This window comes from Mycetocola sp. Y171 (genome assembly GCF_056713165.1).
On record NZ_JBWYGX010000002.1, the window covers coordinates 1018450 to 1041973 of the forward strand.

Annotated in this window: 26 protein-coding genes; 17 read left to right on the forward strand and 9 right to left on the reverse strand. The window is 66.1% G+C overall.

Annotated elements, in window-relative coordinates; translation table 11 throughout:
• The first annotated feature begins 13 nt into the window (after window positions 1-13).
• Together AC1M2K_RS14535 and AC1M2K_RS14540 are read left to right on the forward strand one after the other, a co-directional pair.
• Window positions 14-934 (forward strand): heme o synthase, encoded by a 921-nt coding sequence (locus AC1M2K_RS14535; RefSeq protein WP_480241502.1) that lies wholly within the window; start codon window positions 14-16, stop codon window positions 932-934.
• A 21-nt stretch (window positions 935-955) separates the two neighbouring features.
• Window positions 956-1522, forward strand: a complete 567-nt coding sequence (locus AC1M2K_RS14540; RefSeq protein WP_480241503.1) for an NUDIX hydrolase — start codon at window positions 956-958, stop codon at window positions 1520-1522.
• A gap of 53 nt (window positions 1523-1575) precedes the next feature.
• Here AC1M2K_RS14540 and AC1M2K_RS14545 read toward each other — a convergent pair whose 3' ends face one another.
• Entirely contained in the window at window positions 1576-2535 is a 960-nt protein-coding gene (locus AC1M2K_RS14545) for a COX15/CtaA family protein (protein WP_480241504.1), read from the reverse strand.
• Window positions 2536-2806: 271 nt separating this feature from the next.
• On the opposite strand from AC1M2K_RS14545, the gene sufB reads away from it, so the two are divergent.
• The 7 genes from sufB (at window position 2807) to AC1M2K_RS14580 (ending at window position 9774) form a co-directional block, all read left to right on the forward strand.
• Entirely contained in the window at window positions 2807-4225 is a 1419-nt protein-coding gene (gene sufB / locus AC1M2K_RS14550) for a Fe-S cluster assembly protein SufB (protein ID WP_480236442.1), read from the forward strand.
• Window positions 4226-4231: 6 nt separating this feature from the next.
• The gene (sufD, locus tag AC1M2K_RS14555) at window positions 4232-5443 is read left to right on the forward strand and encodes a Fe-S cluster assembly protein SufD (RefSeq protein ID WP_480241745.1); all 1212 of its coding nucleotides are present in this window, start codon (window positions 4232-4234) and stop codon (window positions 5441-5443) included.
• A gap of 2 nt (window positions 5444-5445) precedes the next feature.
• Complete coding sequence (locus AC1M2K_RS14560; RefSeq protein ID WP_480237341.1) at window positions 5446-5769, forward strand: non-heme iron oxygenase ferredoxin subunit; 324 nt, start codon at window positions 5446-5448, stop codon at window positions 5767-5769.
• 3 nt (window positions 5770-5772) lie between these two features.
• A complete protein-coding gene (gene sufC, locus AC1M2K_RS14565) occupies window positions 5773-6540 on the forward strand; it encodes a Fe-S cluster assembly ATPase SufC (RefSeq protein ID WP_480236441.1) in 768 nt (255 codons plus the stop codon).
• Between the two features lie 9 nt (window positions 6541-6549).
• Window positions 6550-6879, forward strand: coding sequence for a metal-sulfur cluster assembly factor (locus AC1M2K_RS14570; protein ID WP_480236440.1), 330 nt, complete (start codon window positions 6550-6552; stop codon window positions 6877-6879).
• A gap of 27 nt (window positions 6880-6906) precedes the next feature.
• Complete coding sequence (locus AC1M2K_RS14575; RefSeq protein WP_480241505.1) at window positions 6907-8073, forward strand: MalY/PatB family protein; 1167 nt, start codon at window positions 6907-6909, stop codon at window positions 8071-8073.
• Between the two features lie 102 nt (window positions 8074-8175).
• A complete protein-coding gene (locus AC1M2K_RS14580) occupies window positions 8176-9774 on the forward strand; it encodes an ABC-F family ATP-binding cassette domain-containing protein (RefSeq protein ID WP_480236438.1) in 1599 nt (532 codons plus the stop codon).
• On the opposite strand, the gene AC1M2K_RS14585 is transcribed toward AC1M2K_RS14580, so the two are convergent.
• From AC1M2K_RS14585 to AC1M2K_RS14595, 3 genes are read right to left on the reverse strand one after another with little or no spacing between them, the layout of a single operon-like run.
• Window positions 9771-10616, reverse strand: a complete 846-nt coding sequence (locus AC1M2K_RS14585) for an SURF1 family cytochrome oxidase biogenesis protein (RefSeq protein WP_480236437.1) — start codon at window positions 10614-10616, stop codon at window positions 9771-9773. The two genes, AC1M2K_RS14580 and AC1M2K_RS14585, sit on opposite strands and share 4 nt — an antisense overlap.
• Window positions 10613-10837 (reverse strand): hypothetical protein, encoded by a 225-nt coding sequence (locus AC1M2K_RS14590; protein WP_480236436.1) that lies wholly within the window; start codon window positions 10835-10837, stop codon window positions 10613-10615. The genes AC1M2K_RS14585 and AC1M2K_RS14590 overlap by 4 nt, the downstream gene beginning before the upstream one ends.
• Window positions 10834-11145 (reverse strand): DUF3099 domain-containing protein, encoded by a 312-nt coding sequence (locus AC1M2K_RS14595; RefSeq protein ID WP_480236435.1) that lies wholly within the window; start codon window positions 11143-11145, stop codon window positions 10834-10836. The genes AC1M2K_RS14590 and AC1M2K_RS14595 overlap by 4 nt, the downstream gene beginning before the upstream one ends.
• A gap of 99 nt (window positions 11146-11244) precedes the next feature.
• Here AC1M2K_RS14595 and AC1M2K_RS14600 point away from each other — a divergent pair, with 99 nt between their 5' ends.
• A complete protein-coding gene (locus AC1M2K_RS14600; protein ID WP_480241506.1) occupies window positions 11245-11967 on the forward strand; it encodes a beta-ketoacyl-ACP reductase in 723 nt (240 codons plus the stop codon).
• A 47-nt stretch (window positions 11968-12014) separates the two neighbouring features.
• On the opposite strand, the gene serB is transcribed toward AC1M2K_RS14600, so the two are convergent.
• Window positions 12015-12686 carry a phosphoserine phosphatase SerB gene (gene serB, locus AC1M2K_RS14605; protein ID WP_480241507.1) on the reverse strand — a complete coding sequence of 224 codons (672 nt, stop codon included), beginning with the start codon at window positions 12684-12686 and terminating at the stop codon, window positions 12015-12017.
• Entirely contained in the window at window positions 12683-13927 is a 1245-nt protein-coding gene (locus AC1M2K_RS14610) for a glucose-1-phosphate adenylyltransferase (RefSeq protein ID WP_480241508.1), read from the reverse strand. The genes serB and AC1M2K_RS14610 overlap by 4 nt, the downstream gene beginning before the upstream one ends.
• Window positions 13928-13973: 46 nt before the next feature.
• Between AC1M2K_RS14610 and glgA the strand changes: the two genes are divergently transcribed.
• From glgA to AC1M2K_RS14625, 3 genes are all read left to right on the forward strand, one after another.
• Window positions 13974-15161: a glycogen synthase gene (gene glgA / locus AC1M2K_RS14615; protein ID WP_480241509.1), complete on the forward strand. Its 1188-nt coding sequence runs from the start codon at window positions 13974-13976 to the stop codon at window positions 15159-15161.
• Window positions 15162-15210: 49 nt separating this feature from the next.
• Window positions 15211-15993 carry an ABC transporter ATP-binding protein gene (locus AC1M2K_RS14620; RefSeq protein ID WP_480236430.1) on the forward strand — a complete coding sequence of 261 codons (783 nt, stop codon included), beginning with the start codon at window positions 15211-15213 and terminating at the stop codon, window positions 15991-15993.
• Between the two features lie 113 nt (window positions 15994-16106).
• Window positions 16107-16358 (forward strand): type B 50S ribosomal protein L31, encoded by a 252-nt coding sequence (locus AC1M2K_RS14625; RefSeq protein WP_480241510.1) that lies wholly within the window; start codon window positions 16107-16109, stop codon window positions 16356-16358.
• 160 nt (window positions 16359-16518) lie between these two features.
• Here the strand turns inward: AC1M2K_RS14625 and AC1M2K_RS14630 are convergent, their stop codons facing one another.
• Both AC1M2K_RS14630 and treS read right to left on the reverse strand, forming a co-directional pair.
• A complete protein-coding gene (locus AC1M2K_RS14630) occupies window positions 16519-17214 on the reverse strand; it encodes an exonuclease domain-containing protein (RefSeq protein WP_480241746.1) in 696 nt (231 codons plus the stop codon).
• Window positions 17215-17258: 44 nt separating this feature from the next.
• The gene (gene treS / locus AC1M2K_RS14635; protein WP_480241511.1) at window positions 17259-19007 is read right to left on the reverse strand and encodes a maltose alpha-D-glucosyltransferase; all 1749 of its coding nucleotides are present in this window, start codon (window positions 19005-19007) and stop codon (window positions 17259-17261) included.
• Between the two features lie 114 nt (window positions 19008-19121).
• Here treS and AC1M2K_RS14640 point away from each other — a divergent pair, with 114 nt between their 5' ends.
• Genes AC1M2K_RS14640 through AC1M2K_RS14650 form a run of 3 tightly spaced genes read left to right on the forward strand, consistent with a single transcriptional unit; the run spans window position 19122 to window position 21673 of the window.
• On the forward strand, window positions 19122-20021 hold the full coding sequence (locus tag AC1M2K_RS14640) for an alpha/beta fold hydrolase (RefSeq protein WP_480236427.1): 900 nt from the start codon (window positions 19122-19124) through the stop codon (window positions 20019-20021).
• Window positions 20018-20629 (forward strand): hypothetical protein, encoded by a 612-nt coding sequence (locus AC1M2K_RS14645; RefSeq protein WP_480241512.1) that lies wholly within the window; start codon window positions 20018-20020, stop codon window positions 20627-20629. The genes AC1M2K_RS14640 and AC1M2K_RS14645 overlap by 4 nt, the downstream gene beginning before the upstream one ends.
• Before the next feature lie 54 nt (window positions 20630-20683).
• On the forward strand, window positions 20684-21673 hold the full coding sequence (locus AC1M2K_RS14650) for an NAD-dependent epimerase/dehydratase family protein (RefSeq protein ID WP_480241513.1): 990 nt from the start codon (window positions 20684-20686) through the stop codon (window positions 21671-21673).
• Between the two features lie 5 nt (window positions 21674-21678).
• On the opposite strand, the gene AC1M2K_RS14655 is transcribed toward AC1M2K_RS14650, so the two are convergent.
• A complete protein-coding gene (locus AC1M2K_RS14655) occupies window positions 21679-22527 on the reverse strand; it encodes a Sir2 family NAD-dependent protein deacetylase (protein WP_480236424.1) in 849 nt (282 codons plus the stop codon).
• Window positions 22528-22647: 120 nt separating this feature from the next.
• Between AC1M2K_RS14655 and AC1M2K_RS14660 the strand changes: the two genes are divergently transcribed.
• On the forward strand, window positions 22648-23472 hold the full coding sequence (locus AC1M2K_RS14660) for a TrmH family RNA methyltransferase (protein ID WP_480236423.1): 825 nt from the start codon (window positions 22648-22650) through the stop codon (window positions 23470-23472).
• Window positions 23473-23524 lie beyond the last annotated feature (52 nt).

Below are 23524 nucleotides of genomic sequence, written 5' to 3' on the forward strand. Positions count from 1 at the left end.
GGTTAGAGGAGCGATGAACATTGCTGTAGAAGACCGCGTCACACCAGCACGTGTGAGCGCCGTCGACAAGGTCAGGGGATACGTCTCCCTCACCAAACCCCGCGTGATGGAACTGCTGCTCGTGACGACAGTCCCGGTGATGATTCTCGCGCACGGCGGGATCCCCAACCTGTGGCTCGTCCTCGCAACGGTCGTCGGCGGAGCCCTGAGCGCCGGATCGGCCGGCGCGTTCAACTGCTACATCGACCGTGACATCGACAAGGTGATGAAGAGGACGAGCAACCGCCCGCTCGTCACCGGAGTCCTCACTCCCAGGGAAGCACTCGTCTTCTCGTGGGTTCTCGCGGTCGTGTCGACCGTCTGGCTCTACGTCACGACGAACCCGCTCACCGCCGCGCTCTCGGTCGGCGCGATCTTCTTCTACGTGGTCATCTACACGCTCTGGCTCAAGCGCTGGACGTCGCAGAACATCATCTGGGGCGGGATCGCCGGCTGCTTCCCCGTGCTGATCGGCTGGGCGGCAGTGGCCAACTCGCTGAGCTGGGCGCCGTTCATCCTCTTCGGCGTGGTCTTCCTCTGGACACCGCCCCACTATTGGCCGCTGTCGATGAAATACCGCGACGACTACAAGTCCGTCGGCGTCCCGATGCTCGCGGTCGTCCGCGGCCGCGCGCAAGTCGGCCTGCAGGTCATCCTCTACGCCTGGGCGACGGTGGCGTGCTCCCTCCTGCTGATCCCCGTCGCGTCGATGGGACTCCTGTACACGGTCGTTGCCGTCGCCTCAGGCGGCTGGTTCATCTACGAGACGCACCGCCTCTACAACCTGGCCATCCGGCACGAGAAGGTCTCGCCGATGCGGGTGTTCCACGGCTCGATCAGCTACCTCACGCTGCTGTTCCTCGCTGTCGGAATCGACCCGCTCCTGCCCTTCTGATCCTCTCGGAACACGGCAACGGTGACACACGATCCTTCGATCGTCCAGGCGCTGACGGACCAGCTCGCGTCCTGGCATCCGGCTGCCCGTGACCAGGTGCTCCTGCGGGACGACTACCTGGTATTCCTGAGCGAGCGTGGACCGGCCGCAGCAGACAGGGACAGTGACGGTGAGCACCTCACCGCCAGTTGTTTCGTCCTGACCCCCGACCTCACCGGCGTCCTGCTGTGTTTCCACAGGAAGGGTCGGTTCTGGGTGCAGCTCGGAGGACACATCGAGGCAGCAGACCGGTCGGTGTCTGCAGCGGCGTTCCGTGAGGCGGTCGAGGAAGGGGGAGTCGGCGTCGCCCCTGTCTCCGAGGGACCTCTCGATGTCGACAGGCACGCGCTCAGCACCCGGTTCGGCCGCTGCACGGTGCACTGGGACATCGGGTTCGCCGCCATGGCCCCTGCCGCGTCCCTGCCTGTCCCGAGCGACGAGAGCGACGACGTGAGGTGGTGGCCCGTCGATGCTCTTCCTGCCGACGTTCCCGCCGGATTCCCTGCTCGGGTCAGGCGGATCGTCGACGCCGTCCGGGAGCTGCGGTAGAGCTCCACGAAACGGGTCACGAACCTCACACGGCGACCGAGTGGCCGAGAGGTTTATGACGCCTGCAGCGCCTCGACCGGCTTCTGCTCGGCCGCGACGGGGGAAGATGCCTTGAGGTTCAGCACCGTCACGGTCATCGCTGCGGCGAGGACGCAGGCAAGCACCATGTGCAGGCCGACGAGGATCTCGGGGAGGCCCATCCGCGCCTGCGCGACACCGACGACGATCTGGACCCCTTCGACCACGAGCAGCACGAAGGACGGCAGCCGGAGGCGAGGCACGGGGACGAGCCAAGCGGCTGCGACGATCACGAGCGTGAGGGCGAGGGTGATGTACGCCGGCCAGGAATGCACGTGCTGCAGGACCTCAGGGTCGAGTCCGTTGCGCGCCGCGCCCTTGTCACCGGCGTGCGGCCCTGACCCCGTGGTGAGGATCCCGACGATGATGGTCACAGCGACGAAGAACGAGGCCACGTGGGTGGTCACCACGAGCCAGACCGGCGCGATCCTCGTGCGCGGTCCGTTCCCGTTGTAGACGCGGAACACCAGAACGGCGGCGAGGACCACGAGGGCGACACTGAGAACGAAGTGGAATCCGACGACGTAGGGGTTGAGACCGCTGAGCACCGTGATGCCACCGACTACCGCCTGGAGCAGGACGCTGCACGCGGGGATCAGGGTGAGAACGAAGAGATCCCTGCGCTCGGCGCGGTACTTGAGCACGAAGAGGAGAGCGAAGATCGCGATCACCTGCAACACGAAGAAGAGCGTCCGGTTGCCGAATTCGATGACGCCGTGGATTCCCATCTCCGGCGTGCTGACGAAGGATTCTGCGGTGCACCTCGGCCAGGTCGGACAGCCGAGGCCTGATCCCGTCAACCGCACAGCGCCTCCGGTTCCGACGAGAACCGTCTGGGCGACCAGGTTCAACCACGCCACCACGCGGACGCGGCGGTCGACGTGGGTGGGAAGCCAGTTCCAGAAGCGTCTGGCCGACGTGCCGATCTTGTTCACTCTCGAACGTTCCTCACTTGTGTTGTTGCTGTGACTGGTCACTGCCCTGCTGCTATTTGTCTGCACAACCTGTAGAATCATGAGGTTCAAGCAATCAGTTCTGGCACTCGCCAGCGAACGGCGCGGGAGCAGCGCGGCCCCCGTCCTTGAACAATTGTAGATACGCAAATCAGCCGCCTGCACATTCCTGAGCAATCATCGTTGCTGGGGCGTGCGCGGGAATGCGACGCGCAGAAATCCTGTTACGCAGCTGAGAAGGAAAGAGGTTGACATGTCAGATGTTCTGATTGACCGCCCCGAACTCGCAAGCCTTGGGCAGTACGAATTCGGATGGGCAGACTCTGACGCCGCTGGCGCGTCGGCCCGTCGTGGTGTCTCGCCCGAGGTCGTCACCGACATCTCCAACCTCAAGTCGGAACCCGACTGGATGCTGCAACGGCGCCTCAAGGGCCTCGCCCTGTTCGAGCGCAAGCCGATGCCGGCCTGGGGAGCAGACCTCTCCGAGATCGACTTCGACAACATCAAGTATTTCGTCCGCTCCACCGAGAAGCAGGCGCAGACCTGGGACGACCTCCCCGACGACATCAAGAACACGTACGAGAAGCTGGGGATCCCCGAAGCAGAACGCCAGCGCCTCGTCTCCGGCGTCGCCGCCCAGTACGAGTCTGAGGTCGTCTACCACCAGATCAACGAGGACCTCGCCCGCCAGGGCGTCATCTTCATGGACACGGACACCGCACTCAAGGAGCACCCGGAGTTCTTCGAGGAGTACTTCGGCACCGTCATCCCCGCAGGCGACAACAAGTTCGCCGCGCTGAACACGGCCGTCTGGTCAGGAGGCTCCTTCGTCTACGTGCCGCCCGGCGTGCACGTCGAGATCCCGCTCCAGGCCTACTTCCGGATCAACACCGAGAACATGGGCCAGTTCGAGCGCACCCTGATCATCGCCGACGAAGGCAGCTACGTCCACTACATCGAGGGCTGCACCGCTCCGATCTACAAGTCGGACTCACTGCACTCCGCCGTGGTCGAGATCATCGTGAAGAAGAACGCCCGCGTCCGCTACACGACGATCCAGAACTGGTCGAACAACGTGTACAACCTCGTCACCAAGCGCGCCACGGCCGCAGAGGGCGCGACCATGGAGTGGATCGACGGCAACATCGGTTCCAAGGTCACCATGAAGTACCCGTCGATCTTCCTCATGGGAGAGCACGCCAAGGGCGAGACCCTCTCCGTCGCTTTCGCCGGTCCGGGACAGCACCAGGACGCCGGCGCGAAGATGATCCACATGGCCCCCTACACGCAGTCGTCGATCGTCTCCAAGTCGATCGCGCGTGGAGGCGGCCGCGCCGGCTACCGCGGTGAGGTGCGGGTGGATGCCAACGCGCACCACTCGGCGAACACCGTGCGATGCGACGCCCTGCTCGTCGACACCATCTCGAGGAGTGACACCTACCCCGCCATCGACATCCGTGTGGATGACGTCCAGCTCGGGCACGAGGCCACCGTCTCCAAGGTCAGCGAAGAGCAGCTCTTCTACCTGATGAGCCGGGGCATGCCTGAGGACGAGGCCATGGCGATGATCGTCCGCGGGTTCATCGAGCCCATCGCCAGGGAACTCCCGATGGAATACGCACTCGAACTCAACAAGCTCATCGAAATGGGCATGGAAGGATCGGTCGGCTAAATGACGATCTCCCCGCCGGAAGCAACCACCACGAAGCTCGAGAACACCGGGCAACTGGGCTACAAAAAGCACACCGACGGTGGATGGGGACTCGTCCCGATCCAGACCCGTTCCGAACGCTTCGCATCGGCGGCAGTCGAAGATTTCCCGGCCGTCACCGGTCGTGAAGCGGTTTGGAAGCTCACGCCGATCGACCGTGTGGCCGATCTCATCGACGGTCCGCTCGACGGCGGCGAGTATGAGTTCGCCGCCACGGCCGTCGACGGAGTCGACGTCTCCTGGGTCGACCGCGGCGACAAGCGGATCGGCAGCGCCGGAACACCCGAGGAGCGCGCGTCAGCCAACGCGTGGAGCCAGTTCGAGCGTGCCCTCGCGATCACCGTCTCAGGTGAAGAGTCGAAGACGGTGCGCGTCGCGCGCTCCGGACTCGGTCGTGGTGCCCGTGCCGCGCACGTTCTCATCGAAGCGAAGGCGTTCAGCACCGGCCTCGTCATCCTCGCAAACACCGGACAGGCGCGCCTGACCGAGAACGTCGAGATCATCGTCGGAGACGGTGCCAACCTCACCGTCGTCACTGTGCAGCAGTGGGACGACGACGCCGTACACCTGGCCTCACACTTCACAACGGTCGGTCGGGACGCTCGCATCAAGCACGTCGTCGTGACCCTCGGCGGAAACGTCGTCCGGGTGAACCCGTCCACGCACCTCAACGCGCAAGGGGGAGAGGTCGAAGCACTCGGACTGTACTTCGCCGACGCCGGCCAGCACCTCGAGCAGCAGGTCTACGTCGACCACGACGCACCGCACACCCGCAGCCGTGTCACCTACAAGGGCGCACTGCAGGGCGAAGGGGCACGTACCGTGTGGATCGGCGACGTCCTCATCCGCCAGAGCGCGACGGGAACGGACAGCTACGAGCAGAACCGCAACCTCGTGCTCACGGATGGCACACGGGCCGACTCCGTACCCAACCTCGAGATCGAAACCGGCGACATCGCCGGCGCCGGCCACGCCAGTGCCACCGGCCGTTTCGACGACGAGCAGCTGTTCTACCTGCAGGCTCGCGGCATCCGAGAGGACGAGGCACGCCGCCTCGTCGTGCGCGGGTTCCTCACCGAGATCGTCCAGCAGATCGGTGACACCGAACTGCAGGAGCGCCTCGAGATCGCCATCGAGGAAGAATTGAACGGAACCAGCCTGTCGACGGACGGCAGGTGACCGTGGCGGAACGTGTCTGCGCCCTCAGCGACCTGAAGGTGAACGAGGCGAAACGCGTCGTCGTCGGCGGCACGCCGATCGCCCTCGTCCTCGACGGCAGCGGCGACGTGCACGCCATCGGCGACACCTGCACGCACGGGGACATCTCCCTGGCCGAAGGTTTCGTCGAGGGCGACACCCTCGAATGCTGGGCGCACGGTTCCCAGTTCTCCCTGCTCACGGGCAAGCCGCTGTCGCTGCCCGCATACGAACCCGTCCCGGTCTTCCACGTGGAAGTGACCGACGGAGACATCTACATCGACCCGACCGTAACGAAAGAGATCTAGCTCATGGCTGTACTTGAAATCCGCGACCTGCACGTCAGCGTCGAGACCGACCAGGGACAGAAGCCCATCCTGCGCGGCGTCGACCTCACCATCAACAAAGGTGAGACCCACGCGATCATGGGCCCGAACGGTTCGGGCAAGTCCACCCTTGCGTACACGATCGCCGGTCACCCGAAGTACAAGGTCGACTCTGGATCGATCACCCTCGACGGCCAGGACGTCCTCGCGATGACCGTGGACGAGCGCGCACGCGCCGGCCTCTTCCTGGCCATGCAGTACCCGGTCGAGATCCCCGGTGTCACGGTGACGAACTTCCTCCGCACCGCGAAGACCGCGATCGACGGCGAAGCGCCCCCCATCCGTCACTGGATCAAGGACGTCAAGAGCTCCATGAAGAACCTTCGGATGGACTCGACGTTCGCCGAGCGCAACGTCAACGAGGGCTTCTCCGGTGGAGAGAAGAAGCGCCACGAGATCCTCCAGCTCGAGCTGCTCAGGCCGACCTTCGCCGTCCTCGACGAGACCGACTCCGGCCTCGACGTCGACGCCCTGAAGATCGTCTCCGAGGGCGTAAACCGGGCCAAGGAGAACACCCACCTCGGTGTGTTGCTGATCACCCACTACACGCGCATCCTCCGCTACATCAAGCCGGACTTCGTGCACGTCTTCGTCGACGGGCGCATCGCGGAGCAGGGCGGCCCTGAGCTGGCCGACCGTCTCGAGGACGAGGGATACGACCGGTTCCTCGCCGACGAAGCGACGACGGCGTAAAATCAGATCATGGTGACCACACTGAGCCCGCAGCGCTTCGACGAAGTCGAAGAAGCCCTCAAGGACGTCATGGACCCCGAGCTCGGCATCAACGTCGTCGACCTCGGGCTCATCTACGACCTCGGATGGGATGACGAGAACGACGCTCTCATCATCCACATGACCCTGACCTCCGCCGGGTGCCCGCTCACCGACGTCCTCGAAGAGCAGACGGCGCAGGCGCTCGACGGCGTCGTCGAGGCGTTCAGGATCAACTGGGTCTGGATGCCGCCGTGGGGTCCCGAGAAGATCACCGACGACGGTCGCGACATGATGCGGGCACTCGGCTTCTCCATCTGAGCCGGCCCCAGCCGCTATCGTCGGAGGATGACCAGCGTCCACGCCGACCCGATCGACGTCCTCCGTTCTCGCACGAGCGAGAAGTGGGCGGAACACCCGGACGACGTCCTGCCGATGTTCGTCGCCGAGATGGACTACCCGCTGGCCGAGCCGATCCGTCGCGCCCTCCACCAGGCCATCGACCGTGGCGACGCGGGCTACGTCGCGTCGAGGAACCCGCTGCCCGCGGCGTTCAGCGGCTACGCGAAGCGGCGCTGGGACTGGGACCTGTCCTCGGCCACGCTGCTCTCAACGGCCGACGTGAGCATGGGCATCGTCGAGATCCTCCGCCGTGTGACGAAACCGGGCGACCCTGTCATCATCACGCCACCGGTCTATCCGCCGTTCTTCGACCTCGTGACCGAGGCGGGCGCATCCGTGCTCACCGTCCCGCTCGTCGACAGCGGTGAGGGCTACCGGCTCGATTTCGCCGCCCTGGAGTCCGCGTTCGTGTCAGGCGCCAGGTCGTTCGTGCTGTGCAACCCGCACAATCCGCTCGGCCACCCGCACTCCCGCACGGAGCTCGCCCGCCTCGCCGATCTGGCCGCCGCCCACGACGTCACCGTCATCAGCGACGAGATCCACGCTCCGCTCACGCAGCCGGATGCGACTTTCACGCCATACCTCAGCGTGTCGGACACCGCCCGCTCCCACGGCTTCGCGGTCCACTCTGCGAGCAAAGCCTGGAACATCGCCGGGCTCAAGTGTGCCGTCATGGTTGCGGACGGCGAAGGCTCGGCAGCCGTGCTCGATGGGATGCCGTTCGAGGTGACCTGGCGCACGGGGCAGTTCGGGATGCTCGCCAGCGCCGCCGCGTACACGGACGGCCAGGACTGGCTCGACGGCGTGCTCGCCGCTCTCGCCTCCAACATCGAACTCCTCGACCGGCTGCTGCGTGAACACCTGCCTGAGGTGACCTGGCGACGCCCGAAGTCGAGCTATCTCGCCTGGCTCGATTTCGGCGGCAGGGGCTGGGGCGACGACCCGGCAGCTCGCATCCTCAGTGAGGCGCGCGTCGCCCTCAGCCCCGGTCCGGGCTTCGGTGACCCGGGCGCACGGTGCGCCCGCATGAACATCGCCTGTTCACCCGAACTTCTCGAGGAAGCGATCAGGCGGATCGCGCGCATCCCTCCTGGCCCACCGGCACAGCCCTGACGCCGCACCGGCAGGCTCTCAGCCGCCGACAACGTAGACTGTCAGGTTGACCCCGTTGTTTTGAGCGCCGTTTTGGCGCGCCCCCAGGAATTGGACTTTGTTTTGCTGAGTGTGCACGATCTCGAAATTCGCGTCGGGGCACGAGTTCTCATGGACGAGGTCAACTTCCGGGTGACCGACGGCGACAAGATCGGCCTCGTCGGCCGCAACGGCGCAGGCAAGACGACGCTGACCAAGGTTCTCGCCGGTGAGCTGCTCCCCTCAGCAGGCAAGGTCGAGCGGTCAGGCGAACTCGGCTACCTGCCCCAGGACCCCCGCTCCGGCGACCCGGACGAACTCGCGAGGACGCGCATCCTCAACGCCCGCGGCCTCGGCAGCCTCGTCCTCGGGATGCAGGAAGCCACGATGGGCATGGCGTCGACGGATGTCGCGACGAGCGAAGCCGCCATGAAGAAGTACGGCAACCTCGAGGAACGCTTCCAGATGCTCGGTGGCTATGCCGCCGAGGCTGAGGCCGCGTCGATCGCCAGCAACCTGAACCTGCCAGACCGGATCCTCGACCAGCAGCTGAAGACCCTGTCCGGCGGTCAGCGCCGACGGATCGAGCTGGCCAGGATCCTGTTCTCGGACGCACGCACGATGATCCTCGATGAGCCCACGAACCACCTCGACGCCGACTCGGTGACCTGGCTCCGCGAGTTCCTCAAGACGTACACCGGCGGATTCATCGTCATCACCCACGATGTCGAGCTCGTCGGTGAAACCGTCAACAAGGTGTTCTACCTCGACGGCAACCGCCAGGTCATCGACGTGTACAACATGAACTGGAAGAACTACCAGCGCCAGCGTGAGGCCGACGAGGAGCGTCGCAAGAAGGAACGCGTCAACGTCGAGAAGAAGGCCACGTCACTGCAGCTCCAGGCTGCGAAGTTCGGCGCCAAGGCCTCGAAGGCCGCTTCGGCCCACCAGATGGTCGCGCGTGCCGAGAAGATGCTCTCCGGCCTCGACGATGTGCGTGCCGTCGAACGGGTCGCCAAGCTGCGTTTCCCCGACCCCGCACCGTGTGGGCGGACACCGCTGATGGCGTCGAACCTCTCGCGGAGCTACGGCTCGCTCGAGATCTTCACCGCTGTCGACCTCGCCATCGATCGCGGTTCCAAGGTCGTCGTCCTCGGGCTCAACGGAGCCGGGAAGACGACCCTTCTCCGCATCCTCGCCGGCGTCGACAAGCCGGACACCGGGCAGGTCGAACCCGGCCACGGCCTCCGGATCGGCTACTTCGCACAGGAGCACGAGACCCTCGACGTGAAGCGCAGTGTCCTCGAGAACATGGTGTCGAGTTCGCCGAACATCACCGAGACGGAGGCCAGGAAGGTCCTCGGATCGTTCCTGTTCACCGGAGACGACTCCCACAAGCCGGCAGGCGTCCTGTCCGGCGGGGAGAAGACGAGGCTGGCCCTCGCCATGATCGTCGTCTCGGGCGCCAACGTCCTGCTCCTCGATGAGCCCACGAACAACCTCGACCCCGCCAGCCGCGCAGAGATCCTCGACGCCCTCGCGCATTTCACAGGCGCTGTCGTCCTGGTCAGCCACGACGAGGGTGCCGTTCAGGCTCTCAACCCGGAGCGGGTTCTCATCCTGCCCGACGGCGTCGAGGACCACTGGAACAAGGACTACCTCGAACTGATCGAGCTCGCCTAACGGACCGACGCGTCGAGGATGTCGTCCTCGACATCCGAGTCGGAGCGCCTGGCGGCACGCTTACGCTCCCGCTCTGCCGCCCTGGCCTGTTCGGCGGGGTCATCCGCGTTGAGGTGCCTGTACTCTTCGCGGACCGCGTAGGCGAGGAACGCGAAGCCGAGAAGCCCGAAGACCAGCCACTGGAAGGCGTAGGACAGGTGTGAGCCCTCGTCCAGTTCCGGCTTGAACGCGGCGACCGGCCTCGCGTCGGCCGGGGCCGGATCCTCTGAGTCCAGCAGCCCGTACGCCTCGGTGTAGACAGGGGCGTCGATCCGGTCGGCGAACTGGGCGAGCTCAACGGTGGCGATCTGTCCGTCGGCGGCGCTGCGTCCCTGCAGGGCGGGTTCGCCGGGCTTCAGGCGCGCAGTCACGGTCACCTCACCGGTCGGAGGGGACGGGATGACATCGGGCAGGTCCTGGGCGTTACCCGTCGGCAGCCAGCCGCGGTCGACGACGAACACGGAGCCGTCGGTCAGCTTCAGCGGCGTGAGGACCTCGAATCCCGGCTGACCGTTGCGCGGCCGGTTCCGCACGAGGACCTGTTCGTCCTCGAGGTAACTGCCGGTCATCAGCACGGGCGTCCAGGTGTCGCCGTCGCTCCAGCTCTCCCTGTCAGGGAGCACCTCGGCGAGGGGGACGGGGGAGGAGTCGTAGTTCTCGATCACCCGGGAGTTCTCGACGCGTTTCTCCTCGAGCCGGGAAAGCTGCCAGTTCGAGAGAAGCACACACACGACGGCGAAGACGACCGCGACCGCAAGGTAACCGAACCAGCGACGGCTGAACGCGAATCTCCAGTTCTTCATTCGGCCGCCCCCGGACTCAGCGCAACGGTGCGGACGGGGAACTCCCGCGCGGCGAGGAACTCACCGAGGTAGTCCCTGTGGTCGTCGCAGGCCAGCCACACCTTGACGCGGTCCTCGGTGTGGATCTTCGGGTTGCGCCACTCGATACGCCATCCGGCCGCAGCTGTGCAGCCGGCCCGTGAACAGGTGAGCTGCTCCGGATCCTGGAAGAGTCCGATCATGAGGCTCGCTGGTCCGGTTCGCCCTCTGAATCCTCACGCGAAACGGGCCGCTCAGGGATCACGACGACGCCACCTGGGCGCTGCACGGTCATGTCCGCACGCGGGGCGCCGACATTGGCGAGCACGACCGCGATGTACGGCAGGCAGATGGCACCTGCTGCGAAGACGAACAGCCACCAGCCCTGGGCGAAGAGCATCGCGATCAGGCACGCCAGACGGATGCTCATGGCAATCGAGTACTTGAGCATTCGCGCCCGTCGCTCGGCGTCAGGCGACTGCGGCAGTGAGGTAATGGATGGCTGTTTCATTCACGTCAAGACTACGCTTGTTTCGTCCCCCCGGCCGGGTCGCCCAGCGTGTTCAGCGCTGCTGCCTGCTGGGAATTCCCCCCACACCGGAAGGCCGACATGCCCCACTCTGAGATCACCCCGCGCACCGTACTCGTCACAGGAGGAAACCGGGGGATCGGCTTCGCCATCGCTGAGGAGTTCGTCTCGCTCGGGCACAGGGTGGCCGTCACCGCGCGCTCAGGGGAGGGCCCTGCCGGAACGCTCACCGTCAGGGCAGACGTGACGGATGCAGCATCCATCGACGCCGCGTTCACCGAGATCGAGCAGAAGCTCGGTCCGGTCGAGGTCGTCGTCGCCAACGCGGGCATCACGAAGGACACGCTCCTCATGCGGATGAGCGAGGACGACTTCGACAGCGTCGTGAACACCAACCTGGGCGGCTCGTTCCGCGTGGTGAAACGGGCCTCGAAGGGAATGCTCAAGGCCCGATTCGGCCGCGTCATCCTCATCTCCAGCGTCGTCGGACTCTACGGTGGCCCCGGTCAGGTCAACTACGCCGCGTCGAAGGCAGGCCTCGTGGGCATGGCCAGGTCGATCACGCGCGAACTCGGAGCCAGAGGGATCACCGCCAACGTCGTCGCGCCCGGGTTCATCGAGACCGACATGACCGCCGAGCTTCCGGAGGCGACGCAGGCCGAATACAAGAAGAGCATCCCTGCCGGCCGGTTCGCGACGCCTGCTGAGGTGGCGAAGGCCGTCACGTGGCTCGCAGGCGACGACGCCGGGTACATCTCCGGCGCCGTGATCCCCGTCGACGGCGGCCTCGGCATGGGGCACTGACGGCGGCTGGCTCTCGGTGCAGATGAGTCAGGCCGCGTCCGCCTGAGTCAGCCCCTGAGACCGAGCAGCGGCAGGATGTCCGAGAGGTCGACGCGGTCGCAGGCCACGTCTGCCCGCTCGCGCACGGCCGGCTTGGCGTTGAACGCGACGCTGAGTCCAGCGGCCTCCATCATGAGGAGGTCGTTGGCTCCGTCGCCGACCGCGACGGTCCGCTCCGCCGGGATTCCGGCATCCGCCGCCCATTCCAGCAGGGCGGATGCCTTCGCCTGGGCGTCGATGATCGGGCCGCTCACGGAGCCGGTCAGGCGGCCGCCCGACACGTCGAGGCGGTTGGCACGCCAGGAGTCGAGACCGAGTTCGGCTCCGAGCGGGTCGAGGAGTTCGTGGAAGCCGCCGGACACGACGCCGATCCGTCCACCGGCAGCCTGAACGCCTGCGATGAGCTCATGAACGCCCCTGGTGGGCCGGATCCGGCCGGACACGGTCGCGAAGACCGTGTCCGAAAGCCCGGCGAGGGTGGCCACGCGTTCCCGGAGGCTCTCGGCGAAGTCCAGCTGGCCCCGCATCGCGCGTTCGGTCACGTCTGCGACGAGTGCGAGGGAGCCGGCCTCTTCGGCCAGCAGCTCGATGACTTCGTTCTCGATGAGGGTGGAATCCGCGTCGAGCACGACGAGGAACCGGGCCGGCGCATCGGGCGCCGGCGAATGCGTGGAGCTCATCGGGGAACGCGGACTCCCTTGCCGACGACGGTCAGGCCGGAGTCGGTGACCGTGAACCCGCGGGCCCTGTCACGGTCGTGGTCGACGCCGATCGAGGCACCGTCTTCGACGACGACGTCCTTGTCGAGGATCGCGCGCCTCACTGTGGCATCCGGTCCGACGATGACCCGGTCGAAAAGCACCGAGTCGACGACCTGGGCGCCCGACTCGATCTTCGACCATGCTCCGAGGACGCTGCGTTCGATGTGCGCTCCGGAGATCAGCGAGCCGAGCGAAACGATCGAGTCGATCGTCGTACCGAGGTTGCCCTTGGCGTCACGGACGAACTTCGCAGGGGGAGAGTTGAGCTGCTGGCTGAAGATCGGCCATTCGCTGTTGTACAGGTTGAAGATCGGCAGGGTGGAGATGAGGTCCTGGTGCGCGTCGAAGAACGAGTCGATCGTTCCGACGTCGCGCCAGTAGTAGCGGTCACGATCCGTCGAGCCGGGGACGTCGTTACGTTTGAGGTCGTAGACGCCGGCGTCGCCCCTGCGAACGAAGTCGGGAACGATGTCGCCGCCCATGTCGTGGTTGGAATCCGTCAGCTCGCCGTCGCGGGTGACTGCGTCGATGAGGGCATCCGTGTTGAAGATGTAGTTTCCCATCGAAGCGAGGACCTCGTGGGGGGCGTCGGCGAGGCCGACCGCGTTGATCGGCTTCTCGAGGAACTCGGCGATCTTCGTCGGATCATCCTTGTCGAGTTCGATGACGCCGAACTGGTCGCTCAGCTCGATCGGCTGCCGGATCGCTGCGACCGTTGCGCCGCGGCCGGAGTCGATGTGGGCCTGGAGCATCTCGCGGAAGTCCATCCGGTAGACGTGGTCAGCGCCGACGACGACGACGATGTCGGGCTTCTCGTCGCGGATCAGGTTGAGGCTCTGAAGGATCGCGTCAGCGGAACCGGAGAACCAGCGCTTCCCGAGCCGCTGTTGTGCTGGCACAGAGGCGATGTACGAGTTCAGCAGTCCGGACAGGCGCCAGGTCTGGGACACGTGGCGGTCGAGGCTGTGCGACTTGTACTGCGTCAGCACGACGATCTGGGTCAGACCCGAGTTGATCAGGTTGGACAACGCGAAGTCGATGAGCCGGTACTGCCCGGCGAACGGAACCGCGGGTTTTGCCCGGTCCGCCGTCAACGGCATGAGTCGTTTTCCTTCCCCGCCGGCGAGGACAATGCCAAAGATCTTCTTCGATGCGACCATGCCACAACACTAGGGGCAACCCCATACCTGTACTAGCGTTCGTGTCATGCGAGTTGATCTTCTTACCCGGGAATACCCACCAGAGATTTACGGCGGAGCCGGCGTGCACGTCGCGGAACTCGTGTCGGCGATGCGGGGGGAGATCGACGTCACCGTTCGCTGCTTCGGCGCCGATCGTGGCGAGGCGGACACGTACGCGTATCGGGTCCCCGAGGAACTCGCCCGCGCGAACGGAGCGTTGACGACGCTCGGCACCGATCTGCTGATGGCACAGGACGCTGAAGGTGCCGACCTCGTGCACTCGCACACCTGGTACGCGAACGGCGCAGGCCACCTCGCGAAGCTGCTTCACGGCATCCCGCACATCGTCTCCGCCCACAGCCTCGAGCCGCTGCGCCCCTGGAAGGCCGAACAGCTCGGTGGCGGGTACCGCGTCTCCAGCTGGATCGAGAAGACGGCGTTCGAAGCCGCGGATGCCGTGATCGCCGTGAGCAACGGCATGCGGCGTGACATCCTCCGCAGCTATCCGGCACTCGACGAGTCGCGCGTGCACACCATCTACAACGGGATCGACCTCTCCGCCTGGCAGCCGGTGCAGGACGACGACCTCCTGCGCACCCTCGGCATCGATCCCGAGCGCCCGAGCGTGGTCTTCGTCGGCAGGATCACGAGGCAGAAGGGCTTGCCGTACCTCCTGCGCGCAGCCTCGCTGCTGCCGAAGGACGTGCAGCTCGTCCTGTGTGCCGGCGCACCAGACACGCCCGAGATCATGGCGGAGGTAGAAGCCGGTGTCCGTGAGCTCCAGAAGGAACGCTCGGGTGTCGTCTGGATCGACAGGCTGCTGCCACGCCACGAACTCTGTGCTGTCCTCACCGCGGCGACGACGTTCGTCTGCCCGTCCGTCTACGAGCCGCTGGGCATCGTCAACCTCGAGGCGATGGCCTGTGGCGCTGCCGTCGTCGGGACCGCGACCGGCGGCATCCCCGAAGTCGTCGATGACGGTGTCACCGGTCGGCTCGTGCCGATCGAGCAGGTCACGGACGGCACAGGAACACCTGTCGACCCCGACCGTTTCGTCGCCGACCTGGCCGCAGCACTCACCGAGGTGGTCTCCGATCCGGATGCTGCCAGGGCGATGGGAGCCGCGGGCAGGGACCGCGCCGAACGCGAGTTCAGCTGGTCGAGGATCGGTCGCGAAACCATCGACCTGTACCGGTCCGTTCTCGCCCGCTGACGGGCGAGGCACGACACGGCCGGCCACCTCGGACGGATAGGCTAGAACCATGTCGAGCGTTTTGCAGTTGAGTGACGTATCGGTCGTGCGCAATGGCCGTGCGATCGTGGATTCCGTGTCGTGGACGGTCGAAGACGACCAGCGGTGGGTGGTGCTTGGTCCGAACGGGGCCGGGAAGACCACGATCCTCCAGCTGTCGTCGACCCTCATGCATCCGACCAGCGGTTCGGTCGGGATCCTCGACACAGAACTCGGAAAAGTCGATGTCTTCGAGCTCCGTCCGCGGATCGGTATCGCGTCGACCGCGATGGCGCGCCGTGTACCGTTCGAGGAGACGGTGCTCAACGTGGTCATGACGGCCGCGTACTCGGTCACCGGCAGGTGGAACGAGGATTACGAAGACATCGACGAGAAGCGCGCCCGCCGTGTCCTTGCCGAATGGCACCTCGAGGACCTCGCCGAACGCCGCTTCGGAACGCTGAGCGACGGGGAGCAGAAGCGGGTACAGATCGCCAGGGCCGTGATGACCGACCCCGAACTGCTCCTGCTCGATGAGCCTGCAGCCAGCCTCGACCTCGGCGCAAGGGAAGAACTCGTCACTCTGCTCAGCGGCTACGCCCGCTCGGAGGAGTCGCCCGCGATCGTCATGGTCACCCACCACGTCGAGGAGATCCCCGCAGGCTTCACCCATGCGCTCCTTCTCGCAGACGGCAAGGTCGTTGCAGCGGGCCCCATCACCGAGGCCCTGACCAGCGACACGCTGACCGCGACCTTCGGTCTTCCGATCGAACTCACCGAGCGCGACGGCCGCTACAGCGCGCGTGCCGAATAACCGCTGTCATCTGATAAAGTAGGTAGCTGGCCCCGATGGGCCGCACGCTTTCTTACCGCACCGTCCGTGCAGGCGAGACTGAAACACACCCCACGACTCACAAGGAAGTCCTCATGAAGACTGACATCCACCCCGAATACAACCCGGTTGTTTTCCGCGACCTCGCTTCGGGCGCTACGTTCCTCACGCGCTCCACGGTGACCAGCTCGAAGACCATGGAGTGGGAAGACGGCACCGTCTACCCCGTCATCGACGTTGAGATCTCCTCGGAGTCGCACCCGTTCTACACGGGCAAGCAGCGCATCATGGACTCGGCCGGCCGGGTCGAGAAGTTCAACCAGCGCTTCAAGGGCTTCGGCGCCTAAACCCCGAACCTCAACAAAGACCCGCAGCCTTTCGGTTGCGGGTCTTTGTCGTTGCGGGCGGGTCAGCGCACGTTGTCACGCGTTCCGGACGTACTCACCAGGTACGCCGGGTGAGTACGTCCGGAACAGGTGAGTAGGGCGCTGACGGGGCGGGGAGCGTTCAGCGCACCGGCCACCCGGTCGACGCCACGAAGGTGGCGTCGCGCGTGCGCCGCATGTAGTCCTGGAAGCTGTCGGCCTGGTCCTGGCACCAGCCCTGCTGCAGGCGGTGCAACTCGATGGCATCGACAGCGAGGGCACGCGAATGGGCCCGCGCGATGGCCTGGGCGACACGACCGGCCGCGATCGCATCCGCACCTGCGTCGTGCGCATCGGTGAGTTCCACCCCGTAGTGGAGCGCTGCGGCTTCGAGCGTCCGTTTGCCCTTGCGGTAGCGGTCGACGGCCTTGTCGATGACCAGCGGGTCGATGACCGGGGTCGGTTCGACGAGCGGCGAGACATGGTGCCTGAGGGACTCGTGGAAGAGGAGCGACAGGTCGTACGGTGCGTTGTAGATGACGACCGGGATGCCTGCGTCGAAGTAGGTGCGCAGCTCGGCGACGATCTCGGCGACGACGAGCGGGGCAGGCAGCCCCTCGGCTCTGGCACGCTCCGTGGTGATGCCGTGCACGGCCGTCGCCTGCTCCGGAATCGCGATGCCGGGATCTGCGAGCCAGTCGCTCCGTCGGACGACGTCTCCGCTGGCATCGAGCAGGCTCACATTGGCGCTGACGATCCGGCTCGTGATGACGTCGATTCCCGTCGTCTCGAGGTCGAAGACGGCGAGGGACTCTGACCACGGAGTTACGGCTGTTATCTGCACGGAGCCCACGTTAGGGCGGACCACCGACACGTCCTCGCTCACGAGTGACGCCGCTGCGAGAACGGTGAGTCGTCCGGATGGGCGACGTGCAGCCAGTAAAAACTCTGTGTAGCGATGGTGAGGGTCACCTTTCCGTTTTCATCGAACGGCGGGAATTCCCCACCGCCGAACAGGTCGAACAGGCGGCATCCCGCCAGGTCAGGAGCAACGATCGTCGTCGCGATCGGGTGATGCGAGAAGCTGAAGACGCAGAGGATGTCTTCCTTCTCGTCTCCGATGTGCCCGCCCACGTGGCCGCCGGTGCCCTTGTAACTCCTGATGAAGCTGAGCACCGACTCGTGGTCGCTCGTCAGGACCTCGACGCTGCCGAGCCCGAATGCCGGGTGCCCCTTGCGCACGTGGATGACGTTGCGCACCCAGTGCAGGAGCGACCTGGACTGCGCCAGTTGCGATTCGACGTTGACGAGCGTGTAGTTGTAGACGAGGGACTGGATGACGGGCAGGTAGAGTTTGCCCGGGTCGGCCGACGAGAAGCCGGCGTTCCGGTCTGGGGTCCACTGCATCGGCGTCCTGGAGGCATCACGGTCGGCCAGCCAGATGTTGTCACCCATCCCGATCTCGTCGCCGTAATAGATGAACGGGCTGCCCGGGAGGGAGAACAGCAACGCGTGGGCGAGTTCCAGCTCGGCCCTCGAGTTGTCGAGCAGGGGAGCGAGACGGCGGCGGATGCCGATATTGGCGCGCATCCGAGGGTCGTAGGCGTACCAGCCGTACATGGCCTGACGGTACTCCTCGCTGACCATCTCGAGCGTGAGCTCGTCATGGTTGCGGAGGAACACGGCCCAGCCGGCCCATTCGGGCACGTCGGTGGTCTCGGACAGCACCCGGACGAGTTCCTCGGCCTGCTGCGAGCGGAGGGAGTAGAAGATCCTGGGCATCACCGGGAAATCGAACGCCATGTGACACTCGGGTTCCTCGTCGGTCCCGAAGAAGGCCGCGACCTCCCTCGGCCACTGGTTCGCCTCGGCGATCATCACCCGGCCCGGATACTCGAGGTCGACCATGGCACGGAGTTTCTTGATGTAGGCGTGCGTCTTCGGCTCGCCCTCACCGTTGCCCTCGTCCGACTCGTAGAGGTAGGGGATCGCATCCAGCCGGAAACCGTCGACACCCATGTCGAGCCAGAACCGGATGATGTCGAACATGGCGTCGTGGACGGCCGGGTTCTCGAAGTTGAGGTCGGGCTGGTGCGAGAAGAACCGGTGGAAGAAGAACTGGCGCCGAACCGGGTCGAACGCCCAGTTGGAATCCTCCGTGTCGGTGAAGATGATCCGGATGTCCGGCCACTTCTCGTCGGTGTCGCTCCACACGTAGAAGTCGCCGTACGGGCCGTCCGGGTTCTCCCGCGATTCCTGGAACCACTCGTGCTGGTCGGAGGTGTGGTTGATCGGAAGGTCGATGATGATGCGCATGTTCCGCTCGTGCGCCTTCGTCACGAGGTCCTTGAACTCGTCGATCGTCCCGAACTCGGGGAGGATCGATCGGTAGTCGGCGACGTCGTAGCCACCGTCACGCAGCGGTGACGTGAAGAACGGGGGCAGCCATAGCGCGTCGACGCCGAGCCACTGGAGGTAGTCGAGCCTGGACGTCAGACCCTGCAGGTCTCCGGCGCCGTCGCCGTTGCTGTCGACATACGACCGGACCATGACCTCATAGAAGATCGCTCTCCGATACCACAGGGGGTCTCGGGCGAGGCCTGGGAGTTGGATGGGCGCGGTGAAAGTCACGAGATTCCGATTCCGTCTCGGGGGCGCGAGGTGTGGGTCCTCGCGATGTGGCTCCGAGTCTATGGGGAGCATCGTTCGGTTCGGGTGAGCGAAAAGCCTAAACTGGAATTCCCCATGACACCCCGTTCTCCATACTCCTCGCGACTCGATCGCATCCACGTCACCCGACGGTCCGTCCGCACCGGTGGAAGCCTCACGAGCTACTGGGAGTACGGCACCCAATCCGACGGCCCGACGGTCGTCATGGTGCACGGATTCCGCGGCGACCATCACGGACTCGAACCGGTCGTGGCCCACCTCGACGGCTTCCACATCCTCAGCCCCGACCTTCCCGGCTTCGGCGAATCCGAACCGCTCGGCGTCACACACGACATCGACGGGTACGCCGGATGGCTGAACCAGTTCGTCGAGGCCGTCGATCTCCCGAAACCTCCGGTGATCCTGGGCCACTCGTTCGGCTCGATCGTCGTGTCCGCCGCCCTCGCGACGACACCGCTGCGCGCGCCCCGGGTGATCCTCGTCAATCCGATCGCCGCGCCCGCCCTCGCCGGCCCACGCGGCATCCTCACCAGGCTCGCGGTCTTCTACTACCGGATGGGCGCCTGGCTGCCCGAACCGCTCGGTTTCGCGCTGCTGCGCAATCGTGCCATCGTGCGGGTGATGAGCGTGACCATGGCGAAGACGAAGGACAAGGACCTGCGCCGCTGGATCCACAACCAGCACGACCTCTACTTCAGCGCGTTCGACAACAGGGCCGTCGTGCTCGAAGCCTTCAGAGCGTCCGTCGGGAACGACGTCAGTGAGTTCGCCGCTGACATCATCGACCACACCCTGCTCATCGCCGCCGACCAGGACGACATCACACCGGTCGAAGCGCAGCACCGACTGGTGCGACGTTTCCCGGATGCCACGCTCGAGATCCTTCCGGGCGTCGGGCATCTCATCCACTACGAGGTTCCCGAGCAGGCTGCAGGGCTGATCCGCGACTTCCTCGCCGAGGAGCCCACAGGATGAAGCTCCTCGTCGACTGCAGGTGGGTGACGAACGACCCTGAGGACCAGCTCAGCCGGATGACGCAGGGGATCGTCCACGCCCTCGCCGAACGACGCTCATTCGTTCTTCTCGTCGGCCCGTCGACGGCGCTCGACCTGCTCCCGGCACTTCCGTGGGAGCTCCTGCCATCGCCGTACAGCCCGGCAGAACTGCTCACCGGCCGGCGGCTCAACTCGATCGGCGCCGACGTCGTCTTCACGCCAGCACCCGGCTGGGCCGGCCTCGGGCGCCGGTTCGGTCTCATCGCGGGCGGAGGCATCCCTCACCTGCCTGAGGGTTCAGGTCTCCTGAAACGGGTGACGACGTGGCCGTGGCGGTTCCGGTTCACCCGGGGCTGGATGATGCGCTCGGCCGACGTGATCGTCGGGGTCTCGCGTGCCCAGCAGCGGAATCTCCTCAGCGACAGCGTCGCGGACCAGCCCGTCGTCACCCTGCACACCGAGGATGCCTCCAGCGTCGCCCCGGACAGCTGGCGGGAGTCGGTCGCACAACTCGACGACGTGATCGGGCAGGTCTGGCGGGCGACCGCCGACCGGCGCGCCCGAACCGGATCCCCGCGCGCGGATTAAGCTGCCGGAGAAGTCGCTGTACACGCGACGACGGCATCCGCTGTGATGGGACGCATGGACCTTCTCATTCTCGGTGGCAGTGGTTTCGTGGGGCGCGCGCTCGTGGACGAGGGCCTGGCACGGGGCTGGAACGTGACCACCCTGAACCGGGGCACCCGCGAGCCCGTCGACGGAGTGACGGCACTGACCGGCGATCGCACGACACAGGCGGGACTGACCGCCCTCGGCGACCGCCGCTGGGATGTCGTGGCGGACACCTGGTCGTGGGCGCCGGTGGCCGTCAGGGACTCGGCCGCGTTTCTCGCCGCCCGCGCCGACACCTACCTCTACATCTCCAGCCGGTCCGTATACAGCTACCCGACGCCGGCCGGATCCGACGAGCGGGCTCCCGTCGTCGAGTCGACATCGTCTGACACCGGGTTCGACGACTACGCCAGGGCCAAGGCCGGGGCGGAAGCCGCCGTCATCGAGGCGTTCGGCGACCGGGCACTGCTCGCGCGTGCCGGCCTGATCCTCGGACCGCACGAGGACATCGGTCGGCTGCCATGGTGGCTGGGCCGGATCGCCCGCGGCGGAGACGTCGTCGCTCCGGGCGAGCCCGGGGCAGGGATCCAGTTCATCGACGCCCGGGACCTCGCCGCGTGGGGGCTCTCCGCCGCCGAACGCGGCCTCGGCGGACCGTTCAACGTCGTCAGCCCCGTCGGTTTCGCCACGATGGGCGATCTGCTCCAGGCCTGCATCGACGCGACCGGGTCATCTGCCACGTTGCGCTGGGTCGACCCGACTGTCCTGGCCGCAGCGGGTGCTGAGCCGTGGATGGACCTTCCCGCGTGGCTGCCGCCTGGCGACGCTCACGACACGATGCACGGTGCGGATGTCTCGAAGGCGATCGCCGCCGGACTCCTTTGCCGGCCGATCACCGACACCGTCTCGGACACCTGGTCCTGGCTCAGCAGCATCGGGGGAGTGGCGCCTCAGCGGGCAGACCGGCCGGTCGTCGGGCTGGCACCCGAGATCGAGGCGGACATTCTCGCCCGGTTGTGAGGGGCTCAGCCGAGCAGACGCTCCGCAAGGGCGGCGAGGGTCTCTGACGCCCCTGCGTCCAGTTTCACGGTGGCCCGCGAATCGCCTTTGGTCTCACCCCGGTTGATGATCACGATCGGCAGCTTGTTGCGCCTGGCGTGCTCGAGAAGACGGATGCCCGAATTGACGACGAGGGACGACCCGGCGATGACGAGGGCGTCCGCTGTCGCAACCAGGTCCCTGGCCTCGGAGAACTTGTCAGAGGGGACGAACTCGCCGAAGAACACGACGTCCGGCTTGAGCGGGCCTCCGCAGACGGAGCACACCGGCGCGATGAAGTCGTCGACCTGACTGATCTCGGCGTCTCCGTCGGGGTTCAGGGTCACCGCATCCGGCTTCGACAGCCACGGGTTCTCGCGGTCGATCCGTGATGCGATGCTCGACCGGGCGAAGGTCTGGCCACAGTCCAGGCAGTGGACACGGTCCATCGAGCCGTGCAGGTCGACCACGCGGCGCGACCCGGCGCGCACGTGCAGCCCGTCGACGTTCTGGGTGACGACACCGTTGACGAGACCGGCACCCTCCAGCGTCGCCAGCATCCGGTGGCCGGCGTTGGGCCTGGCGGCGTCGAACATGGCCCAGCCGAGGTGGCTTCCTGCCCAGTAGCGTTTGCGTGACGCGTCGTTGAGGAGGAACTGAGACACCGTCATCGGTGTCCGCTTCGGGGCGCCTGCACCCCGGTAGTCGGGGATCCCCGAGTCGGTGCTCACCCCTGCGCCGGTGAGCACGGCGAACGTGCCACCGGAGAGGACCGCGTAGGCTGCATCGAGCCCGCGTTCGTCCACCTCAGGCGTCGATCCGGTGATCATGGTCATGTAGCCTCCGAAACCCGCGACTGTCACGATGGTAAACAACCCACATGTCGGAATTGTTTCGCCACAGCCCGTCGCCGGGTCTTCCCTCAGAGACTACGCCACCCCAGACGAAGGAATCCCGTGCAGATCGTCCCCATCACCGACCTCAGCATCGATGGCCTCACCGACTACGCGCGACTCACAGACGTCGCCCTCCGCCGGGTCACCGAACCGGCGGGTGGCCTGTACATCGCCGAGTCTCACAAGGTGATCGCCCGGGCGATCGCCGCAGGGCACGTACCCCGCTCGCTGCTCCTGCAGGAGCAGTGGCTGGACGACGTCGCGCCCCTCGTCGAACAGTTCCCGGACCTGCCGGTCTACGTCGGATCCTCCGACGTCCTCGAATCCCTCACCGGGTATCACATGCACCGCGGCGCCCTCGCGGCCATGCACCGGCCCGAACTCCCGTCGATGGAACGGCTGATCGCCGGGGCGACGCGTGTCGTCATCCTCGAGGACATCGTCGACCACACCAATGTTGGCGCGATCTTCCGCTCGGTCGCGGGACTCGGCGCCGACGCCGTGCTCATCACGCCGCGATGCGCAGACCCGCTCTACCGACGCAGCGTCCGAGTCAGCATGGGAACCGTCCTGCAGGTGCCGTGGACCCGGATGCCGGAGTGGCCTGAGGCGCGCAGGATCCTCGACGCAGCCGGCTTCCATGTCGCCGCCCTCGCCCTGGACGACCGCGCCGTCTCACTCGACGAATTCGCCGCAGAGCCCCCGGAGCGGATCGCCCTGACCCTCGGGGCGGAAGGGGACGGCCTCTCGAGGCAGGCCCTCGAGGCCGCTGACTCGACAGTGATGATCCCGATGCTCCACGGAGTCGACTCACTGAACGTGGCATCCGCCAGTGCCGTCGCCCTCTGGGCGGTGCGACCACGGCCCGCTGGCACCCGCGCCTGACCTGGACGCCGCGCCGTCACGGCCTGCCTCCCGGCCGCGGTTAGGATTGTCC

What these genes read in the sequence shown, in the direction of transcription:
- AC1M2K_RS14590 (WP_480236436.1), bottom strand. Translation starts at nt 10,837, where the DNA reads ATGATCGGACTCTTCCAGGATCCGGAGCAGCTCACCTGTTCACGGGCC.
- AC1M2K_RS14645 (WP_480241512.1), top strand. Translation starts at nt 20,018, where the DNA reads ATGAAGCTCCTCGTCGACTGCAGGTGGGTGACGAACGACCCTGAGGAC.
- sufC (WP_480236441.1), top strand. Translation starts at nt 5,773, where the DNA reads ATGGCTGTACTTGAAATCCGCGACCTGCACGTCAGCGTCGAGACCGAC.
- AC1M2K_RS14655 (WP_480236424.1), bottom strand. Translation starts at nt 22,527, where the DNA reads ATGACCATGATCACCGGATCGACGCCTGAGGTGGACGAACGCGGGCTC.
- AC1M2K_RS14595 (WP_480236435.1), bottom strand. Translation starts at nt 11,145, where the DNA reads ATGAAACAGCCATCCATTACCTCACTGCCGCAGTCGCCTGACGCCGAG.
- AC1M2K_RS14650 (WP_480241513.1), top strand. Translation starts at nt 20,684, where the DNA reads ATGGACCTTCTCATTCTCGGTGGCAGTGGTTTCGTGGGGCGCGCGCTC.
- AC1M2K_RS14535 (WP_480241502.1), top strand. Translation starts at nt 14, where the DNA reads ATGAACATTGCTGTAGAAGACCGCGTCACACCAGCACGTGTGAGCGCC.
- serB (WP_480241507.1), bottom strand. Translation starts at nt 12,686, where the DNA reads ATGAGCTCCACGCATTCGCCGGCGCCCGATGCGCCGGCCCGGTTCCTC.
- sufB (WP_480236442.1), top strand. Translation starts at nt 2,807, where the DNA reads ATGTCAGATGTTCTGATTGACCGCCCCGAACTCGCAAGCCTTGGGCAG.
- AC1M2K_RS14600 (WP_480241506.1), top strand. Translation starts at nt 11,245, where the DNA reads ATGCCCCACTCTGAGATCACCCCGCGCACCGTACTCGTCACAGGAGGA.
- AC1M2K_RS14625 (WP_480241510.1), top strand. Translation starts at nt 16,107, where the DNA reads ATGAAGACTGACATCCACCCCGAATACAACCCGGTTGTTTTCCGCGAC.
- glgA (WP_480241509.1), top strand. Translation starts at nt 13,974, where the DNA reads ATGCGAGTTGATCTTCTTACCCGGGAATACCCACCAGAGATTTACGGC.
- AC1M2K_RS14575 (WP_480241505.1), top strand. Translation starts at nt 6,907, where the DNA reads ATGACCAGCGTCCACGCCGACCCGATCGACGTCCTCCGTTCTCGCACG.
- AC1M2K_RS14585 (WP_480236437.1), bottom strand. Translation starts at nt 10,616, where the DNA reads ATGAAGAACTGGAGATTCGCGTTCAGCCGTCGCTGGTTCGGTTACCTT.
- AC1M2K_RS14620 (WP_480236430.1), top strand. Translation starts at nt 15,211, where the DNA reads ATGTCGAGCGTTTTGCAGTTGAGTGACGTATCGGTCGTGCGCAATGGC.
- AC1M2K_RS14570 (WP_480236440.1), top strand. Translation starts at nt 6,550, where the DNA reads ATGGTGACCACACTGAGCCCGCAGCGCTTCGACGAAGTCGAAGAAGCC.
- AC1M2K_RS14640 (WP_480236427.1), top strand. Translation starts at nt 19,122, where the DNA reads ATGACACCCCGTTCTCCATACTCCTCGCGACTCGATCGCATCCACGTC.
- AC1M2K_RS14610 (WP_480241508.1), bottom strand. Translation starts at nt 13,927, where the DNA reads ATGGTCGCATCGAAGAAGATCTTTGGCATTGTCCTCGCCGGCGGGGAA.